General features: G+C 70.1%; 23 protein-coding genes. 14 read left to right on the top strand and 9 right to left on the bottom strand.

Annotated elements, in window-relative coordinates; all coding sequences use genetic code 11:
* Positions 1 to 2: 2 nt before the first annotated feature.
* Positions 3 to 485: a pyridoxamine 5'-phosphate oxidase family protein gene (locus BOSE125_RS15285; RefSeq protein ID WP_159553915.1), complete on the bottom strand. Its 483-nt coding sequence runs from the start codon at positions 483 to 485 to the stop codon at positions 3 to 5.
* Positions 486 to 659: 174 nt separating this feature from the next.
* Between BOSE125_RS15285 and BOSE125_RS15290 the strand changes: the two genes are divergently transcribed.
* Positions 660 to 2,213 carry an SDR family oxidoreductase gene (locus tag BOSE125_RS15290; protein WP_159553917.1) on the top strand — a complete coding sequence of 518 codons (1,554 nt, stop codon included), beginning with the start codon at positions 660 to 662 and terminating at the stop codon, positions 2,211 to 2,213.
* Between the two features lie 12 nt (positions 2,214 to 2,225).
* On the opposite strand, the gene BOSE125_RS15295 is transcribed toward BOSE125_RS15290, so the two are convergent.
* Positions 2,226 to 2,741, bottom strand: a complete 516-nt coding sequence (locus BOSE125_RS15295; RefSeq protein ID WP_159553919.1) for a MarR family winged helix-turn-helix transcriptional regulator — start codon at positions 2,739 to 2,741, stop codon at positions 2,226 to 2,228.
* Between the two features lie 80 nt (positions 2,742 to 2,821).
* Between BOSE125_RS15295 and idi the strand changes: the two genes are divergently transcribed.
* The 9 genes from idi to BOSE125_RS15340 are packed head-to-tail and all read left to right on the top strand — an operon-like array spanning position 2,822 to position 10,285.
* The gene (idi, locus tag BOSE125_RS15300; protein ID WP_159553921.1) at positions 2,822 to 3,385 is read left to right on the top strand and encodes an isopentenyl-diphosphate Delta-isomerase; all 564 of its coding nucleotides are present in this window, start codon (positions 2,822 to 2,824) and stop codon (positions 3,383 to 3,385) included.
* Positions 3,382 to 4,602, top strand: a complete 1,221-nt coding sequence (locus tag BOSE125_RS15305) for a polyprenyl synthetase family protein (RefSeq protein ID WP_236558061.1) — start codon at positions 3,382 to 3,384, stop codon at positions 4,600 to 4,602. Before idi ends, BOSE125_RS15305 begins: the two co-directional genes overlap by 4 nt.
* Positions 4,599 to 5,453, top strand: coding sequence for a phytoene/squalene synthase family protein (locus tag BOSE125_RS15310; RefSeq protein ID WP_159553923.1), 855 nt, complete (start codon positions 4,599 to 4,601; stop codon positions 5,451 to 5,453). The genes BOSE125_RS15305 and BOSE125_RS15310 overlap by 4 nt, the downstream gene beginning before the upstream one ends.
* Positions 5,450 to 7,273 (top strand): phytoene desaturase family protein, encoded by a 1,824-nt coding sequence (gene crtI, locus BOSE125_RS15315; protein WP_159553925.1) that lies wholly within the window; start codon positions 5,450 to 5,452, stop codon positions 7,271 to 7,273. The genes BOSE125_RS15310 and crtI overlap by 4 nt, the downstream gene beginning before the upstream one ends.
* Positions 7,270 to 7,680, top strand: coding sequence for a lycopene cyclase domain-containing protein (locus tag BOSE125_RS15320; protein WP_159553927.1), 411 nt, complete (start codon positions 7,270 to 7,272; stop codon positions 7,678 to 7,680). Before crtI ends, BOSE125_RS15320 begins: the two co-directional genes overlap by 4 nt.
* Complete coding sequence (locus tag BOSE125_RS15325; protein ID WP_159553929.1) at positions 7,677 to 7,994, top strand: lycopene cyclase domain-containing protein; 318 nt, start codon at positions 7,677 to 7,679, stop codon at positions 7,992 to 7,994. Before BOSE125_RS15320 ends, BOSE125_RS15325 begins: the two co-directional genes overlap by 4 nt.
* Complete coding sequence (locus tag BOSE125_RS15330) at positions 7,991 to 8,875, top strand: prenyltransferase (protein WP_159553931.1); 885 nt, start codon at positions 7,991 to 7,993, stop codon at positions 8,873 to 8,875. The genes BOSE125_RS15325 and BOSE125_RS15330 overlap by 4 nt, the downstream gene beginning before the upstream one ends.
* Complete coding sequence (locus BOSE125_RS15335; RefSeq protein WP_159553933.1) at positions 8,865 to 9,485, top strand: hypothetical protein; 621 nt, start codon at positions 8,865 to 8,867, stop codon at positions 9,483 to 9,485. The genes BOSE125_RS15330 and BOSE125_RS15335 overlap by 11 nt, the downstream gene beginning before the upstream one ends.
* Positions 9,482 to 10,285, top strand: a complete 804-nt coding sequence (locus BOSE125_RS15340; RefSeq protein WP_236558064.1) for a glycosyltransferase family 2 protein — start codon at positions 9,482 to 9,484, stop codon at positions 10,283 to 10,285. The genes BOSE125_RS15335 and BOSE125_RS15340 overlap by 4 nt, the downstream gene beginning before the upstream one ends.
* Here BOSE125_RS15340 and BOSE125_RS15345 read toward each other — a convergent pair.
* Positions 10,282 to 10,788, bottom strand: a complete 507-nt coding sequence (locus BOSE125_RS15345; RefSeq protein ID WP_159553935.1) for a pyrimidine dimer DNA glycosylase/endonuclease V — start codon at positions 10,786 to 10,788, stop codon at positions 10,282 to 10,284. The two genes, BOSE125_RS15340 and BOSE125_RS15345, sit on opposite strands and share 4 nt — an antisense overlap.
* Before the next feature lie 155 nt (positions 10,789 to 10,943).
* On the opposite strand from BOSE125_RS15345, the gene BOSE125_RS15350 reads away from it, so the two are divergent.
* The 3 genes from BOSE125_RS15350 to BOSE125_RS15360 all read left to right on the top strand — a co-directional run bounded on the left by BOSE125_RS15350 (position 10,944) and on the right by BOSE125_RS15360 (position 14,335).
* A complete protein-coding gene (locus BOSE125_RS15350; protein WP_201301222.1) occupies positions 10,944 to 11,759 on the top strand; it encodes a tryptophan-rich sensory protein in 816 nt (271 codons plus the stop codon).
* 185 nt (positions 11,760 to 11,944) lie between these two features.
* Positions 11,945 to 13,345: an MFS transporter gene (locus tag BOSE125_RS15355; protein WP_159553937.1), complete on the top strand. Its 1,401-nt coding sequence runs from the start codon at positions 11,945 to 11,947 to the stop codon at positions 13,343 to 13,345.
* A gap of 270 nt (positions 13,346 to 13,615) precedes the next feature.
* Positions 13,616 to 14,335, top strand: a complete 720-nt coding sequence (locus BOSE125_RS15360; protein ID WP_159553939.1) for a hypothetical protein — start codon at positions 13,616 to 13,618, stop codon at positions 14,333 to 14,335.
* A 35-nt stretch (positions 14,336 to 14,370) separates the two neighbouring features.
* Here the strand turns inward: BOSE125_RS15360 and BOSE125_RS15365 are convergent, their stop codons facing one another.
* From BOSE125_RS15365 to BOSE125_RS15385, 5 genes are read right to left on the bottom strand one after another with little or no spacing between them, the layout of a single operon-like run.
* The gene (locus BOSE125_RS15365) at positions 14,371 to 15,264 is read right to left on the bottom strand and encodes a PaaX family transcriptional regulator C-terminal domain-containing protein (protein WP_159553941.1); all 894 of its coding nucleotides are present in this window, start codon (positions 15,262 to 15,264) and stop codon (positions 14,371 to 14,373) included.
* Positions 15,265 to 15,311: 47 nt separating this feature from the next.
* A complete protein-coding gene (locus BOSE125_RS15370) occupies positions 15,312 to 16,592 on the bottom strand; it encodes a cytochrome P450 (protein ID WP_159553943.1) in 1,281 nt (426 codons plus the stop codon).
* Between the two features lies 1 nt (position 16,593).
* Positions 16,594 to 18,237, bottom strand: a complete 1,644-nt coding sequence (gene phnE, locus BOSE125_RS15375; RefSeq protein ID WP_159553945.1) for a phosphonate ABC transporter, permease protein PhnE — start codon at positions 18,235 to 18,237, stop codon at positions 16,594 to 16,596.
* A 1-nt stretch (position 18,238) separates the two neighbouring features.
* Complete coding sequence (gene phnC, locus BOSE125_RS15380) at positions 18,239 to 19,027, bottom strand: phosphonate ABC transporter ATP-binding protein (protein WP_159553947.1); 789 nt, start codon at positions 19,025 to 19,027, stop codon at positions 18,239 to 18,241.
* A complete protein-coding gene (locus tag BOSE125_RS15385; protein WP_159553949.1) occupies positions 19,017 to 20,009 on the bottom strand; it encodes a phosphate/phosphite/phosphonate ABC transporter substrate-binding protein in 993 nt (330 codons plus the stop codon). Before BOSE125_RS15385 ends, phnC begins: the two co-directional genes overlap by 11 nt.
* Before the next feature lie 391 nt (positions 20,010 to 20,400).
* Between BOSE125_RS15385 and BOSE125_RS15390 the strand changes: the two genes are divergently transcribed.
* Positions 20,401 to 23,184: a hypothetical protein gene (locus tag BOSE125_RS15390; protein ID WP_159553951.1), complete on the top strand. Its 2,784-nt coding sequence runs from the start codon at positions 20,401 to 20,403 to the stop codon at positions 23,182 to 23,184.
* Here BOSE125_RS15390 and BOSE125_RS15395 read toward each other — a convergent pair.
* Positions 23,169 to 23,939, bottom strand: coding sequence for an IclR family transcriptional regulator (locus BOSE125_RS15395; RefSeq protein WP_159553953.1), 771 nt, complete (start codon positions 23,937 to 23,939; stop codon positions 23,169 to 23,171). The genes BOSE125_RS15390 and BOSE125_RS15395 overlap by 16 nt on opposite strands.
* Positions 23,940 to 24,075: the final 136 nt, after the last annotated feature.

The raw sequence follows: 24,075 nt of genomic DNA on the forward strand, positions 1-24,075 counted from the left end.
GATCAGAGCTCGACGGTGTTGCTCTCTCCGGGGCGGGCGGGTTCATCGCTGACCATGCCCTTGATGACCTCCACCACGGTGGCCGGCATGCCCGGAGAATCCCAGTACTCACCCGTGTCCGGGTCCACCTTGAGCAGGACGATGTCCGAGTCCTCCGGCTGGGACTCGCCGAAGAAGGCCTCGGTAGTCTTGGACCAGTAGCGCTTCTTGCGCTCCACGTCCCCCTCCACAGTGGCGGTGCCGGTGATGGAGGCCCAGAAGCCCTTCTCGGCCACGGTCACGTTGACCGGCTGGCTCCCGGTCACCTCGCCGATCTTCGTCGTGCTGACCCGGGTGATGAACCAGATGGTGTGGTCCGGCTCGATCTCCTGGATGGCCATCGGGCGGCTGACGATGCGACCGCCGGAATCAGTGGTGGCCAGCATGGCCACGCCCGCCTTCTCGGTCTTCTCCAGCAGGGTCTTCACGGGATCGTGCTCAGCCATGGTTCCTCCTCAGTTGCGGGGATCCGACTGGTCAGGAGACCGTCGGGTCGGTAGCGCCAGTCCAACATAAAGGGCACCAACGGCAACAGGGCTGCGGAGGGACAGGATCACTTGCACGGGGAATTCCCAGCGGGAACCGTGCACGACCTCCCTGCTGGCCCGTACGGTGGGCCCATGAGCTCCGAGCCTCTATCTCCTTTGCAGCTGTCCCTCCCCGCCGGAGAGGGGCGCCGTGTGCTGGTCACCGGAGCCACCGGCTATGTCGGTGGCCGGCTGATCCCGGAGCTGCTGGCCGCCGGATTCGCGGTGCGGGCCACGGCCCGGAATCTGGAGGACCTGTCCCAACGGCCGTGGGCCGGGTCGGTGGAGACGGCCCAGGCGGACCTTCAGGAGGATGAGCAGGTGCGGGCTGCGATGCAGGACGTGCACACGGTGCTGTACCTGGTGCACTCCATGGGATCCGGCAAAGACTTCATGGAGCGAGAGGCGGCGATGGCGCGCACCGTGGCACAGGCCGCCGCCGAGGCCGGCGTCCACCAGATCGTCTTCCTGGGAGGGCTGCATCCGGACAAGCCGCTGGAGGAGCTCTCAGACCACATGCGCTCCCGCGAGCAGGTCTCTCGGATCCTGCTGGCCGGCGAGGTCCCCACGCTGGTGTTCGAGGCGGGGGTGATCATCGGCTCAGGATCGGTGTCCTTCGAGATGATCCGCCACCTGGCCGAACGGCTGCCGGTGATGCCCGGACCCAGCTGGCTGGCCAACAGCATCGAGCCGATCGCCATCCGGGACGTGCTGTACTACCTGGCCCACGCCTGCGCACTGCAGGAACCGGTCAACCGCACGTTCGACATCGGCTGCGGGCGGCCGCAGTCCTTCGCCACCATGCTGACGGAGTATGCCGAGATCGCCGGACTCTCGCCCCGCAAGGTCTACGCCCTCCCCATCCCGGCCCAGCGACTCTCCGGGTTCTGGATCGGCGTCGTCACCCCGATCCCGCGGGGCATCGCCATGCCGCTGTCCGCCTCGATGGCTGAAGACGCCGTGAGCGAGGAGCATGACATCGCCGCACTGGTCCCCGATCCTCCGGAGGGACTGACGGGCTTCCGTGAGGCCTGCCGGCGGGCGATCGAGCGTCAGCGCACGGGGACCGTGGACCAGACCTGGGATGACGATGTCCTGGCCGCGATGGCGCTCGATCCGGCCGAACCGCTGCCCTCGGATCCGGAGTGGGCGGGGAACACGGTCTTCACGGATGTCCGCGAGCGCGACGGCGATGCCTCGCCCGAAGCCGTGTGGGAGGTGGTGGAGTCCATCGGCGGCAAGAACGGCTGGTACTCCGCACCGATGCTGTGGCGGATCCGCGGGCTGATGGACCAGGTGATGGGCGGCTACGGGCTGGCGCGTGGGCGGCGGGATGCCCGCCGGCTGCGCGTCAATGACCATGTCGACTGGTGGCGCGTGGAGAAGGTCGAGCCCGGACGCTCGGTCACGCTGCGGGCAGAGATGCGGGCCGGCGGCCGTGCCTGGCTGCAGTTCAGCGTGGAGGGGCGCGACGGCGGCGGGTCACGTCTGCGCCAGCGTGCGGTGTTCTTCCCCTCCGGACTGGCTGGCCGGGCCTACTGGCGGGCCATCCAACCGTTCCATGCCCTCGTCTTCCCGACGATGGCCAAGAACATCATGGCCGCGGCCGCTCCCCATCCCAGCGGGGAGCTGCCCGACGCCCGGTGACGGCTGGACCTGTCAGCGGTCTGAGACGTCGCCTCTGGATTCCGGGTCCAGGCAGTCGGCCATCGATGTCAGGAGGTCCACCACGCCCTGCCGGGACTCCTCGGGGACGCCGTGCGCGACCTCGAGCATCCGTTGGTGCATGTCCGTCAGCCACTCACGGATCTCTGCATGGGCATGGTCGGTGGCCGTCACGATCACCGAACGCCGGTCCTCGGGGTGGGGGTGGCGTTGGACGTGACCGGACTCGCTGAGGCGGTTGAGGAGCTTGGCCGTGGAAGCCGTCGAGATGTCCAAGTGGGTCGCGAGCTCCCGGGCCGTCACCGATGACCCTGCTGCGTTGCGGGCGATGATGTGGCGCAACGCCTCGACGTCCGTGCCATTCAGGTCCATGTCCGAGCCCATGCGCCGTCGCATCCGCTGGTCTGCCCGCCGGAAGCGGCGAAGTGCATGGAGTAGATCGACCGTGGGGTCGGAGCCCTCGTACCAATAGGGTGACGAGGAGGAGCCGGGCTCCGGTGGATTGTCCATGGAGGTCAATGCTAATGTCGATGTCACTAGACAGGCTAGCTAGATTGTCTAGTTATTCTCAGATCACAGGGGAGGCGGGTATGAGCACCGTTCCGGAAGACCACGTAGTGCTGGTGGACGAACATCGCAATGCCCAGGGACTCGCCCCGAGGGCCACAGTCCACACCACGGACACCCCGCTGCATCTGGCGTTCTCCTGCTATGTCTTCCGACCGAACGGGGACCTGCTCCTGACGCGCCGTTCCCTGGCGAAGGTGGCCTGGCCCGGGGTCTGGACCAACTCATTCTGCGGTCACCCGAGGCTCAACGAGTCATATGAGCAGACCATCGAGCGGTATGCCGATCACGAACTCGGCCTGCAGGTCAAGTGGCTCCACTGTGCACTCCCGGACTTCCGCTACCGTGCCGTCGATGCCTCCGGAATCGTCGAGAACGAGATCTGTCCCGTCTACGTGGCCACGGCCCTCGGGGAACCCGTGCCGAACCCGGACGAGGTCATGGAGTATCGCTGGGTCCCGGCCAGCGAGGTCGCGGCTCTCGTTGGGGCCGCCCCCTGGGCCGTGAGCCCCTGGATGGCCGAACAACTCCCCGGCGTGCTCGCCCACCGGACTCGTCCGGCCGCGACCGAGGGGGAGAAGGCGTGAAGGACACCCCCGACGGTGTCACGGAGGAGCTGGACCGGTTGTTGGCGTCCGGCGTGGACCGCTCCGCCCGGCTGGGACAGGACCACCGCGATCTCTGGGAGGCCCTGTCCCTGGCCGCGGGCGGCGGCAAGAGGTTCCGTCCCGGTCTGGCTGTTGCCACACATGACGCACTCGGCGGGACCTCGGCCGAGTCCGTGGCTCGCGTCGGCGCAGCCCTGGAACTGCTGCACACGGCCTTCGTGGTGCATGACGACGTGATCGATGGCGACGACGTGCGCCGGGGCCGGCCCAATGTCTCGGGGACCTTCGCTGCCGCCGCCCGGGCCGAGGGGGCGGACCAGCCCACGGCCCGTCATTACGGTGAGGCCGCCGGGATCCTGGCCGGCGATCTGGCCCTGGTCTCCGCGGTCCGGCTGGTCGCCCGTTGCCAGGCGCCGGCCGCCCTCGTGGACGAGCTGCTGGACCTGATCGAGGACACCGTGCACGCCACCGCCACGGGCGAGCTGGCGGACGTGCGGCTCGGTCTGCACCTGACAGGGCTCCCGGTCACACTGGACGAGGCCCTGCGGGTGGCCGAACAGAAGACCGCCGTCTACTCCTTCCAGCTCCCGCTCCAGGCTGGGGCCATCCTCGCCGGCGCCCCCGCGGACGTGACCGCGGCCCTGGCACGCCTGGGCCGCCTGGTCGGCATCGGCTTTCAGCTGCTGGACGATCTCCTGGGGGTGTTCGGCAATGAGTCCCGCACCGGCAAGAGTGCCCTGACGGACCTGCGCGAGGGCAAGCACACCGCGTTGCTGGCCCACGCCCGGACCACCTCGGCCTGGCCTGACCTGCAGGGCCTGGTGGGGGACCCGAACCTGGATCACCACGACGCCGGCCGCGCGCGGGACCTGCTCGAAGGCTGCGGAGCCCGGGTCAGCGTCGAGGAGCTGGCCGACCGCCACCTCGAGGAGGCGCTCGCGGCTGCGGCTCGGGAGCCGATCCCCGCCGCCCTGACCCGGGTCCTCACCGACCTGGTCGGAGACATCCGGGACACCGCTGTGCTGGCCCTCCATGATCCACGGACCGTCAGGCGCGTGGACGCCTCGACTCCGTCACCCGCGGCGGCCCCGCCGGACGCAGCGGCTGAACCGGTTGAAACGGCTGAACCGGTTGAAACGACTGAGTCAGCAGAACCGGCACAGTTCGCTGACGCCTCCCGGGCGGGGGCCCGATGACCGCGCCGGCCGCCGCCAACCGCTACGACCGGGTGGCCCAGGCCAGTGCCGCCAAGGTGATCAGCGGGTACTCGACATCCTTCGGCTGGGCCTCCCGGCTGCTCGCCGAACCCGTCCGCTCGGATGTGCGCAGCATCTACGCCCTCGTACGGGTGGCCGATGAGATCGTGGACGATCCGGACCCGGTCCTCACGCCGGCCCTACGCGCCGTGCAATTGGACGGACTGGAGGCCGAGACGATGAAGGCCCTAGAATGCGCTCGCAGCACGAATCTGGTGGTCCATGCGTTCGCGGGCGTCGCTCGGCGGTGCGGCATCGGCACCGGGCTCGTGCAACCGTTCTTCGCCTCCATGCGGGCGGACCTGAGCCAGAGTTCACATGACAGCCAGAGCCTGTCCGAGTACGTCTACGGTTCGGCGGAGGTGGTGGGGCTGATGTGCCTGAAGGTCTTCACCGCCGGCGACCCCGGGTCCTTCGAACGCCTCGCCCCGGCCGCCCGCAGCCTCGGCGCGGCCTTCCAGAAGGTGAACTTCCTCCGGGACCTCGCTGATGATCATGACCTGTTGGGCCGCACCTACTTTCCGGGACTCGACCCGGCGACCTTCAGCGACGCCCAACGCGACGGGCTGCTGGATGACATCGACGCGGATCTGGCCGTGGCCGCCACGGCGATCCCCCGTCTGCCGTCCAGCAGCCGGCGCGCGGTCCAGGCCGCCCACGGCCTGTTCGCCGCCCTGTCCCGGCGCCTGCGGCAGACGCCGGCCGCGCAGATCCGCCAGGCGCGGGTGCGCGTCCCGGACACCGAGAAGGCCATCATCATGCTCCGGGCGTTGACGGGACGGGCTGCATGAGCGCCGGACATCGCCCCAGAACGACGGCGGCGCAGGACACAGGCGCCGGGGCTCCCCGTCCGGACGGCGATGAGGCGTTCCGCCCGGACGGCGAGGAAGCGTCCGGCCCGAACGGCGAGAACGTCGTGGTCATCGGCGGCGGCATCGCCGGGCTCGCCTCCGCCGCGCTGCTGGCCCGCGAGGGGTACACCGTGGACCTCGTCGAAGCGCGGGAGTCCTTCGGCGGCCGCGCCGGCAGTTGGGAGCACGAGGGCTTCCGCTTCGACACGGGGCCGTCCTGGTACCTGATGCCGGACGTCTTCGACCACTTCTTCCGGCTCCTCGGCACCACCGCCGAGGCGGAACTCGACCTGCAGCAGCTCGACCCCGCCTACCGGGTCTTCTTCGAGGGATCCGAGGGAGATCAGGGTGACCGGCCCGAACCCCTGGACATCGCCGCGGACCAGGACACCAACATCGCCCGCTTCGAGGCGGTCCAACCGGGGGCCGGCAGAGCCCTGGCGCGCTACCTCGACTCGGCGCAGCGCACGTACGACATGGCCATCGAGCGCTTCCTCTACACCTCATTCACGTCCATCCGGCCGTTCCTGTCCCGCAGTGTGGCCGGCCAGGCCCACCGGCTCGGCCCGCTGCTGCTGCAGTCCTTGGAGAGGTTCGTGGCCCGCCGCTTCACGGACCCGCGGATCCGTCAGGTGCTGGGCTACCCGGCCGTCTTCCTGGGGTCCTCCCCGGACCGCACCCCCGGGATGTACCACCTGATGAGCGCCCTGGACCTGACCGGCGGGGTGCTGTACCCGCAGGGCGGCTTCGGCCGTCTCATGGACGTCATGGTCCGGCTGGCCCGTGAGTCCGGCGTGCGCCTGCATGCCGGCACTGCCGCCACCGCCATCCTGACGGAACCTGTTCACGGCGCACATCCAGCGCCTCGCGATCACCGTGCCCGCCGTGCCCGAGGCCGCCGGCTGCCGGCCCGCGCCATCGGCGTCCGCGTCCGGGGACGGGACGGGGAGGAGCGGGAGCTGCCGGCCGGCGTCGTGGTCTCCGCCGCGGACTTACACCACACGGAGACTGCCCTGCTGCCGCGCCCGCTGCAGACATTCCCGGAGGAATGGTGGCGCCGGCGCACCAGCGGGCCGGGTGGCGTCCTGGTGATGCTGGGGGTGCGGGGGGCGTTGCCGGAGATGCCGCACCACAGCCTGTTCTTCACGCGGGACTGGAAGGCCAATTTCTCCGCGATCGCCGCCGGGACCGTGCCGGAACCGGCCTCGGTCTACGTGTGCAAGCCCTCGGCCACGGATCCGGGGGTGGCCCCGGAGGGGCACGAGAACCTCTTCGTGCTGGTGCCCATGCCGGCCGATCCAGGCCTGGGCCGGGGCGGTCTGGACGGCAGCGGTGATCCGGTGATCGAATCGATCGCGGACGCCGCCCTCGAGCAGGTGGCCCGCTGGGCCGGCATCCCGGACCTGGCCGAGCGGATTGTGGTCCGCCGCACCGTGGGACCCACGGACTTCGCCGAGGACCTGGGCACCTGGCGCGGAGGCATCCTGGGGCCGGCCCACACGCTGGCCCAGAGCGCCTTCTTCCGGGCCGGCAATGTCTCCCGGCGTGTGGAGGGGCTGTACTACGCCGGTTCCAGCACCATCCCCGGTATCGGCCTGCCGATGTGCCTGATCAGCGCCGAGATCCTGCTCAAGCGACTGCGGGGGGACCACTCAGCCGCCCCGCTGCCGGAACCGGAATCGTCTCCGGCGAAGCTTCCTGCGCCGTGGTCTGCCTCCGAGCGATCCGCCGCCCCGCTGACCACCCCGGGGCGGCCATGACGGAGTTCCTCTACCTCGCCACCCTGCTCGTCTCGACCGGCTGCATGGCACTGCTGGACCACCGCTTCCGGCTCGTGCTCTGGCGTGCGCCTAGGGCCGGGGTGATCACCGTGGCCATCGGCATTGCCTTCTTCCTCGCCTGGGACCTGGCGGCGATCGCCTCCCAGCACTATGCCGCCGGCCAGAGCGAGGGCATGACGGGCATCATGCTCGCCCCCGAGCTGCCGCTGGAGGAGATCGTCTTCATCACCTTCCTCTCCTACCTCACCCTGGTGCTGCGGGGGCTGATCGTCCTCGTCCTGCGCCGCGCCGGTGGTGGTGGGCTGACGGGCTCCACCGGAACCACCCGGCCCGACGCCGGCCGGCCGGCACCGCGCCCGGCCGGCGGTCAGGAGGTGGCGCAGTGAGCTACCTTGCGCTCGCCGGGCTCTTCCTGCTGCTCCCGGTGGCCGTGGCCGCCTACGCCACCTGGCGCTGCCGACTGGGGTGGCAATGGTGGGCCGCCACCGCGCTGACCATCGCCGCGCTCGTGGTGCTGACCGTGGTGTTCGACAATCTCATGATCGCCGCCGACCTGTTCCGGTACAACGAGGAACTGCTCACCGGGTGGCGGGTGGGCCTGGCCCCGGTCGAGGACCTGGCGTGGCCGGTCGCCGCGGGGCTTCTGCTGCCGGCGGTCAGCGCCCTGCTGTCCAGGTCAAGACGGGAGGTGGAGGCATGACGGCCACGGCCACCGCCCCGGAGGCGGCCCGCCAGCTGTTCGGGTCCTCCCGCCCGATCAGCTGGGTCAACACCGCCTATCCGTTCGCCGCGGCGTACCTGATGGCCGGCGGCGGCTCCACGCTGGAGCTGATCGTCGGCACCCTGTTCTTCCTGTTCCCGTACAACCTGTTGATGTACGGGATCAACGACGTGTTCGACTACGAGTCCGACCTGCGCAACCCGCGCAAGGGCGGGGTGGAGGGCATCGTCCTCTCCGACCGGTGGCACCGGCTGACCCTGTGGTCCGCCGGGCTGCTCTCGCTGCCCTTCGTGGTGTACCTGCTCATGGCCGGCAGCCTCGTGTCCGGCGTGGTGCTCGCGGTGGCGCTGGCCGCCGTCGTGGGATATTCGGCCCCACGGATCCGGCTGAAGGAACGTCCGCTGCTGGACTCCATGACCTCGTCCACGCACTTCGTGGGCCCCGCGGTCTTCGGGCTGGCGCTGGCCGAGGCCCCGCCGACCCTGACCGTGGTGGCCTCGATGGTCGCGTTCTTCTTCTGGGGCATGGCCTCGCAGGCCTTCGGTGCGGCACAGGATGTCACCGCGGACCGGGAGGCCGGCATCGGCTCCATCGCCACGGCGCTGGGGGCCCGCGGAGCCGTCCGCACCGCCGTGGTCCTCTACGCTGCCGCCGGACTCGGCATGCTGCTGACCGGGTGGCCCGGTGCATTGGCGGGGGTCCTGGTGCTGCCATACATCGCCAGTATCCTGCCGTTCCGGTCCCTGCCGGATGAGCGCTGTGAGGAGGCGAACCGGGGCTGGCGGCGGTTCCTCTGGCTCAACATGGTGACGGGATTCCTGGTGACCCTGCTGCTGATCTGGATCGCCCGTGGCGGCTGAGGCGAGTGCCAGCCGCGCGGCACGCCTGTGGCAGGAGGCCGTGCGGATGCTGCGGGTGGACGGACCGCTGCCCGCCCGCCTGGTGGCCGACGCCGCCGCCCTGCTCACGCTCTTCAGCCTGATCCTCGGGCTGTGGGACAGCGGGGTGGCCGTGGCCCTGTACTCCCTGGTGCTCCTGGGCCAGACCGTGGTCCGCTTGGCACCGCTACGCGCGACTGTCCAGGCTGGAACCGCCATCATCCTGCTGGCCGCCGCCTGGGCGGCCCTGCTGGACGCGTACCAGCTGATCCCCTGGCTCGACCTCGCCATGCACGTGGTGGCCACCGGCCTCCTGGCCGCCATCGGCGCCGCCGCACTGTTGGGCGGCGGCTGGCTGCAGACGGGGCCCGCAGCCACCCGAGCCGTCCGCGCCGGCCAGACGCTGCTCACCGCCGGATTGGGCGCCCTGCTGGCGGTGCTCTGGGAGCTGGGCGAGTGGTTCGGCCACACCCTGCTCGATCCCGCCATCCAGGTCGGCTATGAGGACACGGTGGGTGACCTGGCCGCCGGGGTGCTCGGTGCGCTGCTGGCCGGGTTGCTGCTGGACCGGCTCGTGAAGGACGGGCCGTGACCTTGAGCCCGGAGACGCACGGTTCAGTACCGGTGCCAGTACCGGCGCCGGCGCGGGAGCCGGTGAGTGTGGTGATCCCGGCCCGGGACGATGCGATCCTGTTGGACCGGTGCCTGCGCGCCCTGGCCCAGCAGACCGTGGCTCCGGCCGAGGTGATCGTGGTGGACAACGCCTCCGTGGACGCCACGGCGGCCGTGGCCGCAGCCCATGGGGCGCGCGTGCTGATGGAACCGATGGTCGGCATCTGGGCCGCGGCCGCCACCGGTTACGATGCCGCCGAAGCCCCGGTCATCGCCCGTCTTGACGCCGACTCATTGCCCCGGCACGACTGGGTCGAGCAGATTACCGAGGCCATGGCGCAGCGTCCGGAGGCAGCCGCGATCACCGGTTGGGGCCGGTTCGTGGACCTGCCCCGGCCGATCGGGATCCCTGCGGCGGCGGTGTATCTGGGCGCCTATTACGCCCTCGGCTACGCGGCGACCGCCCGCGCGCCGTTGTGGGGTTCGAACATGGCCATCCGCCGGTCGGTCTGGTGGGAGGTGCGGGAGCGGGTGCACCGTACGGAGCGGGAGGTGCATGACGACATGGACCTGGCCCTCGCGTTGGGTCCCCACCACATCGTGGCCACCGTGCCCCGCATCGTGGTGGGGGTCTCGGCCCGCTCACTGCACGGGATGGCCCAGCTCGGCCGCCGCTTCCAGCGTGCCCTGCGGACCCTGTCCCTCAATTGGTCGCGGATGCCCCCGTGGGAGCGGTGGGCAGCCCGGCTCAGGCCCCACTCCACGAAGGCGGCGCGTTAACCCGGCCGCTCCCACGACTCAATGGCGCCCGGAACCACCTCGAACAACGGGTGGACCTGCGGCGCGCTGATACCGAGCAGGCCCTCCAACCGTTCCGGGGTGCGCTGGCCGATCTTGGCCAGGAGATGCTGCCACTCGTAGGCGACCTGGCCGTCCGTCACCGGGATCCGGGCCACCGGCGGCCGGGGGAGAGCGGCGGAGGATTCGTCTGCAGCAAGGTCCCGGCCGGCGTCGGGATGGTCCGACGCCGGCCTGCCGGGTCGGTCGATCCGGGTCACGTCGAAGTTGTAGCCGCGTTCGGTGGCCTCCTCCGCCGTGATGTGGAGGAAGGCGCCGATCGCGGCGGCGGGGTCCGGGTGCGCACGGAACCTCACCAGCTGCGGGTGCGAACGATAGCCCTTGGTACGCCCGGCCAGCACGGCCTGGGCGAGCAGCGCCTCACGCCACGCGCCGGTGAGCCCCTGGCGGTCCAGGTATCGGGGTTGGAGACTCCACAGGCGCATAGGTCCATCATCGCGCACCCAGCTGACCGCACGCACGTGCACCGATTCGTGATGTCCCGCCATGTCACCCGGCCGATCCAGCCTTTTATCTCGATGATCAACATGGTTACGCTCGAAGTACTTGCACGAGGATCACCCCACCCGAGGAGAGACCCATGGATGCCACTGCCCCACGGACCACCGGCCTCGCGATGCCGTTGCTGGTGCTCGTCAGCGGGATCGTCGCCACCGCCGGGGCGTTCCTCGGCAGCGGGGTACTCGGCGGCACGCCGATCGCCGAGGCGGCGGGTGGGTGGCTGAATGAGGACTCCACGCCGTTGGCGCCGGCCTCCGGGGCCTTCCGCATCTGGTCCGTGATCTACCTGGGGTTGCTCGCCTACTCTGTGTGGCAGCTGCTGCCCGCCCAGCGCCGGTCAGATCGGCAACGACTGCTGCGGCCGTGGGCCGTGGTGGCGATGCTGCTCAACGCCGCGTGGATCTGGGTGGTGCAGTTCGGCTGGCTGAACCTGAGCTTGATCGTCATCGTGGCGCTGCTCGCGGTGCTCGGCCGCATCCTGATGCTGCTGGTCCGCACCGCATCGGAGGGCCGGACAGATGCCCTGATCACGGACGGGACCTTCGGGCTGTACCTCGGCTGGGTCACCATCGCCACCGTGGCGAACACCTCTGCCGTGCTGGGCGCTGCCGGCTTCGACGGTCTCGGGATTCCGGTCACGGTGCTGTCCTCGGTGGTGCTGGCCGTCGCCGCGATCATCGGGGTGGCCACGGCCTGGCGCAGTGGCGGGAAGATCGCGCCCGCCCTGGCCCTGACCTGGGGCCTGGTCTGGATCACGGTGGGCCGTCTGGACGGCGGGCTGGAATCGACCGGCACCGCGGTGGCTGCGGGAATCGCGGCGGCCGCGGTGCTGGTGGCGGCAGTGGTGTTCCGGAGTCTGACGGCGCGAGTAGACCCGGAGTCTGGGCGGCAATGAGGCGGAGGTCAGCCCCCTGTCTGCGGTGCTGTTGAGGACCGAGTCGGCTTCCTCGTCGCAGATAGAACAGATCACCGCCGCCGGCATCATCGACGTGCTGGCCCCGGAACCCACCGCACGGCTGCGCGGTACACCCGGCCAGGTCCGGACCTACGATGGAGGACCATCATCGGAGGGAGCTCGTCATGTCCGAACAGTCCGCATCAGCCGGAACGGCCGGTGCACCGGTCGCCACCCACGGCAAGACCCCGAAGAAGGCGGCACTGGCCGCGTGGATCGGCTCCGCTCTGGAGTACTACGACTTCGCCGTCTACGGCACGGCCGCGGCCCTGGTGCTGAACCACCTGTTCTTCCCGGAGGACGCCTCCCCGGGCGTCGCGATTCTGCTGTCCATGGGCACCGTGGGGGTGGCCTACGTGGTGCGGCCTCTGGGCGCGCTCATCATGGGACCGCTCGGGGACCGGATGGGCCGGAAGTTCGTATTGATGCTGACCCTGTTCATGATGGGCGGGGCCACCTTCCTCGTCGGCTGCCTGCCGACCTATGAGCAGGCCGGACTGTGGGCTCCGGCCCTGCTGGTGCTCTGCCGGATCATCCAGGGGATCTCCGCCTCCGGGGAACAGGCCAGCGCCATCTCCGTGTCCCTGGAGCATTCGGAGGAGCACCGCCGGGCCTTCACCACCAGTTGGACGCTGCAGGGCACCCAGTTCGGCACGCTGCTCGCGACCGCCGTCTTCATCCCCTTCACCACCCTGCTCACCGAGGAGCAGTTGTTCTCCTGGGGGTGGCGTGTCCCCTTCTGGCTCTCGGCTGTGGTGGTGGTCGTCGCCTGGGTGATCCGCCGCCGGCTGGAGGAACCGCCGGCGTTCGAGGAGTCCAAGTCCCATCTGCCGGAGGAGAAGCCGGCGACCCCGCTGAGCCTGATGGTGAAGTTCCACAAAGCCGCCGTGGCCCGCATCGCCTGCGCGGCCATGATCAACACCGTCAACGTGGTGTTCCTCGTCTGGTCGCTCTCCTTCGCCACCTCGGTGGTGGGCCTGGACCGCTCCACCATGCTGACCGTGGCGGTGGTGGCGAATGCCGTGGCCCTGGTGGCCATCCCGCTGGGCGCACTGCTGGCGGACAGGATCGGACGCAAGCCGGTCTTCATCGCCGGCGTGGTGGGGCCCGCCGTGATGATGTACCCCTATCTGGGGGCCGTCGCAGCGGGGGACTGGGCCTTGATCTTCGTCTACGGCGCCATCCTCTCCGGCTGCCTCTACTCGCTCTCGAACGGCATCTGGCCCTCGTTCTACGCCGAGATGTTCCCCACCCGGGTCCGCGTCACCGGCCTGGCCATGGGCACCCAGATCGGCTTCGCGGTCTCCGGCGGCCTCACCCCGATCGTCGCCTCGGCCGTGGCCGGCGCCCAGGGCACCAACTGGCTGGCCGTGTCCCTGGTGGTCAGCCTCGCCTGCCTGATCTCCGTGGTGGCGGCATTGACGGCCAAGGAGACCAAGGACAAGACGCTGGCGGGCATCGACGAGTTGCACACCACGCGCACCGAGGCCGCGGAGCTGGCCAAGCTGGACCGCACTGCCCCGTAGTCCGGGCCGGGGTCCTCCGTCACATGTGACGTGCTCCAGGTCACTTCCTTGGTACACTAAACGTCACCCATTCGTGTTAACGGTCAAGCAGCGGCCGCGAACTCTTCGGACGACTCTCGAGGAGGCCTTCGTGCCCATCGCTGTTCCACTGACCACCACCCTGAGCGTCCCCTGCCGTGGGGCGGCTACGCTCTCCGAGTCCGCCCGGACCCCGTGGCTACGCGGACTGCCAGTGCTCAGGGCCTCATCCATCCTGCGGAGGATGTGACGGTGGGCATTGCCGGCGAGGTCTCTGTCCGCGGGGCGTGGGCCGATACTGCCAGTGTGGACCGGATGATCCAGGCCATGGACGCGTCGGGGGACGCGGGCGGGCCAGCGGATCCGGGCATCTGTGACTGGGGTTGGGTGGCGGTGGGCCATCGTCCGACCGAGACCGGCGAGCAGTCCGGAGTCACGGCCCAGTCGATGCTCGACGAGCGGTTGGGCTGGTGCCTGATGTTCGACGGTCGGCTGGACAACGGCACGAACCTGCATGCGGAGCTGAGCGAGTGCTTCCCGTTCCGGTCGGGCTCGGACGCCGAGGTGGTGCTCGCGGCCTACCACCGGTGGGGCGAACACTTCGTGGACCACCTGCAGGGGGTCTTCGCCCTGGCCCTGGTGGATGCCCCTCGCGAGAAGGTGCTGCTGGCCCGGGACCGGCAGGGGACCCGGCTGCTGTACCTGGGCACCGCGGCCGGACGGCTGCGTTTCGCCTCCACCCTGCCTGGCCTGCTGGCGGCGGACGGTACCGAAACCTCGGCCGACCGGACCGCACTCGAACATGAGTTGGACCACCGCCGCATGGTTCCGGCCCCGCCGTCGAATCTCGGCGGTGTCACGTTGCTGCCGCCTGCCACCCTCCGTGTGCTCGAGGCCCGCGGCCGTGCCCGGGACCGGGGCTTCCACGACGGTGAGGCCGTGCCGCGGCTCGGAGGCGTCGGAAGGAGTTGAGCTGCAGCTATCACAGCTCCCGGGGTGGCTGGGGGCTACGAGGGCGAGCCGCCCGGTGAGGTCAGCCGGTCCGAGGCCGCGAAGGTGTGGTGGGCCACCAGGGGGGCCAGCTCGGGCTGGTGACGTTCGATGATCCTCCGGACGGCGTTCTCCGCGGAGGGCCCCAGGCCGTCATAGAACAGGGCGGTGGCCGCGGCCGCGCGCCGCAGCGGCGGCTCCTCCGGCAGCAGGGCATTGGGAAGCCGGGGGTCCTGGTGGACGAGCGGCCGCCATTCGGAGAGGACCTCCGTGCGCAGGCGCAGGGCCTCCACGCCCGTGGGCCACTGGTCCCCGAGGTCCCGGGCCCGGGCCTCCCACCGCAGGGCGAAGGACAGGTACTCCTCGTCCAGGGCGTCCGCATCGAAGGCCCGCCGCAGCTCCAGGGGCGAGACGAAGTCCGGCAGCCGGGCCCCCTCGAACAAGGAGACGAGTGTCAGCACGGGTTCGTCGCCCTGCTTCAGGTGGGCGAACGCCTCTTCGGCGTGGCTGCCCGGTTTGATCCACACCCCGTCATTGAGGTGCCCGAACCGGAGTTGGCGCAGGGTGTCCCGCACGGCCCGGCGCAGGGGGGCCGCGGTCTCCGGCACCCGGTAGGTGATGATCGTCCACGTCCCGTCCCAGGGGCGCTCGCGGTGCGCTTGGAAGATCCGCTCGACGCGCTGCGCCTGCGTCTTCCGGCTGCCGGCGTGGACGGCGTAGGAGGTGCGCCGACCGTCCTTATGGGCCGCGAGGAACCCCCGCTGAGCCAGCCGCTGGATGGCGGCCCGGGCGCTGGAGGGCGTGATCTCGAGGGCCCCGAGCAGTTCCACCAAGGCGCTGGAGGGCAACGGTTCGCCGCGGCCGAACCAGTAGTCGCCGAGCAGCACCGTGAGCATGCGCTGCGGTGCCACGCCGGATTGGTAGCGGGGGAGGTTCCCGCGGCTCGGATCCCTGGGGCTCACGGCATCCTGTCCGCGGGGCGCAGGGTCAGCGGGACGGAGCGGGGGCCGTATTCGAGCCAGTTCATCATCACGATGTCCCCTGCCAATGAGAAGGTCTCCGTCCGGGCGAGCAGCTCCTCGAGGGCGATGAGCAACTCGAGTCGTCCCATCGTAGCGGCCGGGCACTTGTGGGAACCGCGGCCGAAGGACAGGTGGGAGTTCTGCTTGCGCCGCAGGACGAAGGTGTCCGGGTCCTCGAATCGGGTCTCGTCCCGGTTGGCGGAGGGGAAAAGCAAGGCGATGGGCTCGTCCTGGGCCACCGCCCGCCCGTGGATCACTGTGTCCCGCTTGGCGGTCCGCGCGAACACCCGGTACGGGGCGTGCAGGCGGAGCATCTCCTCGATCGCCGAGGGCAGGTCCTCCGGGTGGGCCCGCAGGTGCGCCTGGAGGTCGAGGTCTGTGGCCAGGTGGGCGATGCAGCTGCCCAGGACGGCCTGGGGTGCCCCCATCCCGGCGACGATCAGCTGCCGGATGGTGGCAACGGCACGGGTCTCCGTGATGGCGGTGTCCGGGTCCAGGGCAGCGCGGTGCAGGCTGGCCACCAGGTCCCGGGACGGGTCCGGGTCCTCCGCCAGCCGCCGGTCGTAGATCTCGCGGGCGATCTCATACAGCCGCTTGCTGCACTCCTCGATCACCGGGTTGTCCATGTCCTGGATGGCGAAGCCGTAGCGGACGCCGATCTCGCGGATCTCCCGGGTCTGGTCCCGGGCCAGCCCGAGCAGGGAGGCGAAGCAGTCCATGGCGAACGGCGCCGCCAGGTGCCGGACCCCATCTGGGGAGGACTCCATCAGCATCCCGTCCACCAGGCGGCGGGCGCTGTCCCGGAAGGCGCCGGCGTGCTCGGTGACCACCGAGCGGCGGAACACCGGATCGATCGCCGTGCGGTAGTCAGTGTGCTCCGGCGGGTCGAAGTGCAGCGGAGGCCGGCGAGAGGCCCGGGGCACGTGCGGCACCACGTTCTGCTTGGCGGTGCTGAACAGCTCGTCGTCCTGGGTGATGGCCAGGATGTCCTCATAGGTGGTGGCCGCCCAGAATCCGCCGTAGTCCGCACTCCAGGGGAACGGGTTCTGCTCGCGCAGGGCCGCATAGTCGGCGTGGGCGGATCCGAACGTCTCGTTGCGGTCCGGGGACCACTCGGAGACGCGCGCTCCGTCGGGATGCTCGGCGGCCGCCGGACCGGTGAACGGGCAGCGGCCGGTGCCGGCCGCCGTCATGCTCGGGGGGTGTGGGGTTGCCATCTCAGATGACCTTCCTGCGCGCCCAGCGCGCCATTTGCTCCACCGCGACCACCACGACGATGAGGCCGATGAGGATGCCGGCGGTGGTCTGGTAGTCGATCGAGGTGACGGATTCGTGGAGCAGGAATCCGATGCCTCCGGCGCCGACGATCCCGAGGACCGCCGATTCGCGCAGGGCCAGGTCCGCGGTGAACAGGCTGTTGCCGATGAAGGAGGGGACGAACTGGGGCCAGGCCCCGGCCACGAAGGCCTGGAGCCGGCCAGCACCCACGGCCTCGAGGGCGCGGATGGGCCCCGGATCGATGTTCTGCAGCGCATCCGTGAAGAATTTGGACGCCAGCGCCGTGCAGGAGATGGCCAGCGCCAGGAACCCGGCGAACGGGCCCAGCCCCAGGGCGGCCACGAACACGATCGCGTAGACGATGTCCGGCACGCCGCGGACGACCACGATGACACCGCGCAGTGCCCAGCCGAGCACCGGCACCCGCACGAGGTGGTCCGTGGAGAACACGGCGATGACCAGGCCGATCAGCACGCCGAAGGTGGTGGCGGTGAAGGCCATCACGAGGCTCTCGAACAGGCCCAGCGCGATCTCCGCGGTGAACACGGGCGGCACGAACCCGGTGAGCATGGCCACCGCGTTCTCCCAGCCCCGGGCCAGCCGGTCCGGGGAGATGTTCAGCGCGGACAGGGACAGGAGGAAGAGCACGACGCCGGCCAGCAGCCCGGCGCTGCGGCCCACCCGGGGTGCGTTCCAGCCGGGGGTGGAGAGCTCCTTCCCCGGAGGGAAGGCCATCGAGTGCTGGGTGTCCCCGGCGTGCTCGGACACGGCGCGCTGCACCAGGTTCGAGATGAGCTCGAGGACGAGCAGCAGCACGATGATCCCGGCGATGATCCCGGCGGCGCGGGGGTAGTCCAGGCTGCCGATGGAGCGCTGCAGGGCCACGCCGATGCCGCCGGCGCCCACGAGGCCGAGCACGGAGGACGCGCGGATGTTGATGTCCAGGCGGTAGAGGACGAACGAGGTCATCTGCGGCAGGGCCTGGGTGAACGTGGTGGCGACGAAGACCTGGAAGCGGTTCGCTCCGGTGGCGTTCACCGCCTCGCGGGGAGAGGCGGAGATCTCCTCGAAGACATCCGTCATCATCTTGCCGATCATGCCCACGGAGTGGAACGCGATGGCCAGGGCGCCGGCCGCCGGGCCGAGCCCGAAGATGCGCACGAAGATGATGGCGAACACGAGGGAGGGCACGGCGCGGCTGACCACGATCAGCGTGCGGCAGAGCCACTGGACCCAGCGCGGCCCGGTGAAGGTGTTGGCTGCGCCGGCCGCCAGCGGGATGGAGACCAGGGCGGCGATGCCGGTGCCGGCGATCGCGATCTGCAGGGTCTCGAGGACGAGCGCGGCCAGCTCCGGCACGGGGCCGGTGGTGGCGGGGAACATCCGGCCCAGCAGGCGGGTGATGTCCTCGAAGCCGGCGGCGATGGCCGCGGGGCGGACGTCGATCCACCACAGGCCGAAGACCGTGATGGCGCCCAGGATCAGTGGGATCACCCAGGTGGCTGCGGGAGCCCGAGGCGGCCGGGGCGGCGCGGGAGCCGGTGTCCGGCCCCGGGTGCCCGGTGGGGTCAGGGTAGCGGGCATGTCAGGCACCCCGGTGGGCTTGATAGATGGCACGGATCTCCGGCTCGTCCGTGGCCTGCGTGGGCTTGTCCAGGATGAACTGTCCGTCCCGCACGGCCACGATCCGGTCCGAGACCTCCAGGGCGAGGTCCACCTGGTGCAGGGAGCAGACCACGGTGAAGCCGTCCTCGGCACTGAGCTTCTTCAGGGTCTCCAGCACGGAGATGCTGGCCGCCGGGTCCAGGGAGGCCACGGGCTCGTCCGCCAGGACCAGCCGGGCGTCCTGCATCAGCATGCGGGCGATGGCCACGCGCTGCTGCTGGCCGCCGGAGAGGGTGTCACACCGCTGGAAGCGCTGGTCCACCAGCCCCACCCGCTCCAGGTTCTCCACCGCGCGCTCACGCAGCTGCTTCGGGTAGGTCGTGATCCCGTAGCGGGGCATGGACAGGGAGCCCAGGGCGCCCATCAGCACGTTCTCCAGCGCCGTGAGCCGGCCGACCAGGCCGAACTGCTGGAACACGAAGCCGATCTCGGTGCGCAGGCGCCGCAGCTCGCGCCGGCTGCAGCGGGCCGGCTCCCGGCCGAGGACCTGCACGCGGCCCTCGGTGGGGGAGTGGCTGCCGTTCAGCAGGCGCAGCAGGGTCGACTTGCCGGCGCCGGAGGGGCCCACGAGGGCGATGAACTCGCCGGGGTGGATCTGCAGGTCCACCCCGTGCAGCACCGTGTTGTCCCCGAACCGCTTGACGACCCCGTCGAGGGTGATGCTGGGGGAGTGCTGCGCGGTCTCGGCCGCGGGCTTCTCAAGCGTCATCACGGCAAACCTCCGCCTGGGTGGTCTCGCAGATCTCGCGGATCGGATCGTAGTCGGCGTCCGTGGCCGGCTCGAACGCGAAGGCGCCCGTGCCGCCCCACTCGCAGGCGGGGCTGCCGGCCAGGTCCTCACCCCAGGGTGCCGGGGCCTCGCGCTGGGCGTCCTCCTCGCAGAAGCCGGCCTCCACGGCCGAGACGGCGTCGTACTTCTCCATGGCACGGACCACGCCGTCCTTGATGTCCTGGGAGAGCCAGGAGCCCACCACCATGGGCGTACCCGGGATGGGGTCGGAGGTGAAGAAGGTCTCCGTGTCCCCGTCCTCGATGATGCCGCGGGCCGGCAGCAGCTCCGTCACGAAGGTCTCGGCTACGAAGGCGGCATCACAGTCACCGGCGATCATCTGCGTCACCGCCACGTCATGGGAGCCGGCGAAGACTGGATTCAGGTCCTCCTCAGGATCGATGTCCGCCTCCATCAGCGCTGCCGCCGCGGCCAGGTACCCCGTGGTGGAGGCCGGGTCCGTGAAGCAGACGTCCTTGCCCTTGAGGTCCTCCAGCGAGCTGATGCCGCTGCCCGGGGCCGTGACGCCGAGGGAGCTGATCGAGCCGGAGCCGGGCTCGGGGGAGAGCTGGTCCTTCGCCACCGGTTCCACCTCCGCCACGTCCGAGGCCAGGTAGTAGGAGAACGCTCCGTAGACCGCGATGTCCACGCGCTCGGAGACCTGGGCCTCGATCACGCCGGCGTTGTTGCTGACGGCTTGGATCTCCACCGGTAGGCCGGTCTCCTCCTCGATGGCCGCGACCACCGGTTCAAAGGAGGCCAGCAGTTCCTCGCTGTTGTCCGTGGGGACCACGGCGAAGACGAGCTCGGCGGGGGCATCACTGGTGGTGTCCGCCGGACGGGCGTTGGGGCTCTCGCCGCACGCCGTGAGGGCGATCGCGGCTGCGGCCAGGAGGCCCAGGGTCTTGAGATGGGTGCGCATGGTCTCTCCTCGGGAAAGTCCAGATGGGGGTCGGGGTGGTTCAGGTGGGGAGCAGATGGAGGCCAGGTGAGTGTCTGGAAGATGGAATAAGTGTGGCCAATTGAACTGCGTGAGTGGATGTGCAGAGTGAACGTGCCTCATATCACACCAGAATCAGTTGTAGATGTCAACGAAAATCTTCGAGAGCCGAGCATTGACACGGGTGCAGAGGCGTGCCACGGTATGAGCCATCCCACGCACGACCTGGAGGACGATGGCGGTTATCAGCCGCAGTTAGTCTTTGAAGCAGTACAAAATATGCAGTCTGTGTATGCGCTGTATGTCCTGTATGCCGTGCGCGTCTCGTGGTCCTCATTCCTCGTATCTCCCGCATCGAAGGCGAGCCCGAAACATGTCCACCACCCCTCCCCAGAACTCATCCGACCGGAACGACGACCACAGCCGTCGCCGGTCCCACGCCCGCACCGTCCTGACCCGCCCGGCCCAGGTGCCGGAGAAGCGGCGTGGACGCGTCCTCGCCGGCGCCACCTTGGCCACCGCACTCACCGCGGCACTGTTGGTTCCCGCACCCGCGCTGGCCGGACCGGTGGGCACGGGGGGATCCGGGCCGGCGTCGTCCACGGCCGGTGGGCCGGGCGCCTCCGGAACCGTCCGCGGAGACCTCCCGAACGGAGGTCGCTACGTGCTGGTGACCCCGGAACGGTGGAACGGCACGGTGCTGGTCTGGAACCCCGGTTATGGCGGCAGTGGTTCCAGCCCCTCGGCCGGACCCAGCGCAGGACTCACCGATTGGCTTGTGGAACGCGGATACGCCCTCGCGGGGACCTCCGCGGCCGAGGGCGGATGGGCCGTGGAGGGGCTGCTGGAGAACCAGCCGCTGGTGATGGACGCCGTCCGTGACCGGCTGGGAGAGCCGGAGGACGTCATCGCCTGGGGCTCGTCCATGGGCGGGCTGACCTCGGTGGCAGCCCTGGAGCAGCATGCGGGCTTCATCGACGCGGCCTTGCCCCTGTGCGGGTCCGTGGCCGGGGCCATTCCCATGCTCAACGGCAGCCTGGACGGCACCTTCGCCCTGCGGACCCTGCTGGCTCCCGGGGATGAGCGACTCCAACTGGTCAACATCAGTGATGAGGCCGAACGCCAGGCAGCCTTCCGCGAGGTGCTGGACGCAGCCCAGTCGACTCCGGAGGGCCGCGCCCGCATCGCACTCGCTGCGAGCCTGGCACAGATCCCGCCGTGGACGCAGGCGGAGGACGAGAAGCCCGCGGCGCGCGACTGGGCCGCCCAGCAGGACCAGCTCTACCGGGCGTTCATGTTCGGCGTGGTCTCGCCGCGGCAGCCCCTGGAGGACCGCGCCGGCGGCAACTTCTCCTGGAACACCGGAGTCGACTACACGAAGGCCCTGCATGGCTCGGACCAGCAGCAGTTGGTGCGGAACCTCTACCGCCAGGCTGGGCTCTCCCTGGACCGCGACCTGGAGACCCTTGCGGGCGCCGAACGGATCTCCGCCGATCCGGAGGCAGTCGCCTACATGCAGCGGAACGCGACGCCGACCGGCGAGATCGACGGCCCCGTCCTGTCCCTGCATGAGACGGGTGACACCGCGCCCACCGTCACCCAGGCCCGCACCTACGCGGACCGCGTGCGGGAGAACGGGGACGAGTCCCTGCTCCGGCAGACCTTCGTGGACCGACCCGGTCACTGCGACTATGCCGATGCGGAGATGGCCGCCCTCGTGGAGGCGCTGCAACAGCGGTTGGACACCGGGCGCTGGGGCTCCACCACGAAGCCGTCACACCTGAACCGGGCCGCCGACCGCATCGCGCGCCGCGACGGACTGGACCGGGGTGGCTCGTTCTCCGCCGCCCGCCCGGACCCCATGAACCGCCCGGAGCGGGGCCCGGCGCCCGGGGCGGTGTCCCACCAGGGGCAACTGGAGGGGGACCGGGCGTACTCTCTGCACAAACCTGCCGACTGGAACGGTGACCTGGTGGTGATGCCGGGGCGGGAGGACCTCACGGGGACGACCGCTCAATGGCTGGCCGAACAGGGATACGGGTCCATCGGCTATGAGCTGAGCGACGGGTGGGACCTGGTGCTGGACGAGTCCAACGCCGGTGCCGCCGTGGAGACCTTCAAGCGGCTGGCCGGTGACGCCGATGACGTGGTGGTGGCCGGCCGGTCCCAGGGTGGGCTGACCACCAGGATCGTCGCGGATGCCGCCCCGGAGTGGCTGGCCGGCTCCCTGCCGATGTGCGGTGGTGGTGCGGGGGCCATCAGCACGTGGAACTACAAGCTGGACACGGCCTTCGCCCTGCGGGAACTCGTGGATCCCGACTCAGCCATGCAGATCCAGGGCATCGAGGACCGTGCGGCCGAGCTGGACGCCATGAACGAGTTGGTGGCACTGGCCGATTCCACCGAGCAGGGCAGGGCCCGTGCCGTGCTGGCCGCTGCCCTCAGCAAGATTCCCGCCGTGGACCCGGAGACCGGCGGGGAGATTGATCGTCGGCGTCTGGACGAGAGAATCGACCGGTACATCGAGCACCTGCCGTTTGCGATGGGCAGCCACGTGCGTGCCGGTTATGAACAGACCGTGGGCGGCACCTTCTCCTGGAACACGGGAGTGGACTACCGGCGCGAGCTCCAGCGCTCCGGCCGCTGGGCCGAGGTGAAACAGGCCTACCGGGAAGCCGGGCTGTCCCTGACTGAGGACCTGCGCACCCTGGATGAGACCGAACGGCTCTCGGCCGATCCGGAGACGGTCCGGCTGGTGGAGCAGACCGCCACCTTCACCGGACGGCTGCAGGCCCCGGTGCTGTCCCTGCACACCACCGGGGACGGGGCCGGGACCATCGCCGATGAAGCCGCCTACCGGTCCACCGTGACCGCCGCCGGGTCCGCGCGCCAGCTGCGCCAGACCTTCGTGGCCTCCGAGGGGCACTGCACCTTCACCTCCGCGGAGGAGGCAGCGGCCCTGACTGCCCTGTTCGACCGGATCGAGACCGGCACCTGGCCGTCCACCACACCGCGGCAGCTCGACCGCCTCGCCGCCCGCGTGGACGCCGATTCAGGCCTGGACCTGGGAGCAGCGCGGTTCACCTCGGGCGAGGTACCGGGCCAGCCGGCACGGATGTGGGACGTGCGGAACTGGGGTGACTACCGGGGCGAATGAGTCGACGTGGCGGACAACCGCCGTTCCATCTGATCGGCGTACGGCCTCAGGCGGTGAGCCAGGGAGCGGGCGTCATCCGACCGGCTGAGCCGCAGGTACGGAACCATGACCGTCACCGCGGCCACCGTCTGGCCGAAGCCGTCCCGCAGTGGCATGGCCAGCGCGGCCACCCCCGGCTGAGCCTCACCGACCTGGATGGCCCATCCCCGGTTCCGCACCTTCTTGATCTCCGCCTTGAGCTGGGCCCAGTCCTGGATCGTTCCCGGCTGGACCGTCTCCAGGGCGGCCCCCTGGTACCGCGCCGCCAGGTCGTCGTCGGTCAGTCCCGCCAGTAGCGCCCGCCCTGCCGCCGTGGCGTGAGCCGGGGTCACGGTCCGGACCGGACGGGCAATCCGCACCAGGTGGGTGCCTTCCTCCGTCAGGATGAACCGGATGTTCCGGCCCTCCAGGACGGCGAGGCTGGTGGTTTCCAGCATTCCTTCGGCGACCTGCCGCAGCACTCCTCCGAGCAGGCCGGGCAAGGTTGAGCCACGGGCCACATCGGCGTTGATCTGCCGGAGCGCCGGGCCGATCGTGTAAGGGCCGTGGCGCAGTTCTTGATCGAGATAGCCGGCCTCGGCGCACGTGCGCAAGAGCCGGTGCGCCATGGAGACGCTGATCTGGAGGGCGCCGGCCGCTTCAGTGAGGGTCATCTCGCCCCGAGAGGCAACGAGCCGGACGAGCCGGAGGGCGCGGTCAACGGTCTGGAGCATCATTGCCGCGTTTCCTCATAGTGGAAAGAGTGTCACGCGACTGTGGCGCCATACAAGGGGAGATGTGGATCCATTCAAAGGCCCCGATTCGACCTCTTTCCTCAAGGAGGAAAAGCCCTCGGATTCCATTGTCGATTCC

Origin of the sequence: Citricoccus sp. K5, assembly GCF_902506195.1 — a bacterium.
Taxonomy (GTDB): domain Bacteria; phylum Actinomycetota; class Actinomycetes; order Actinomycetales; family Micrococcaceae; genus Citricoccus.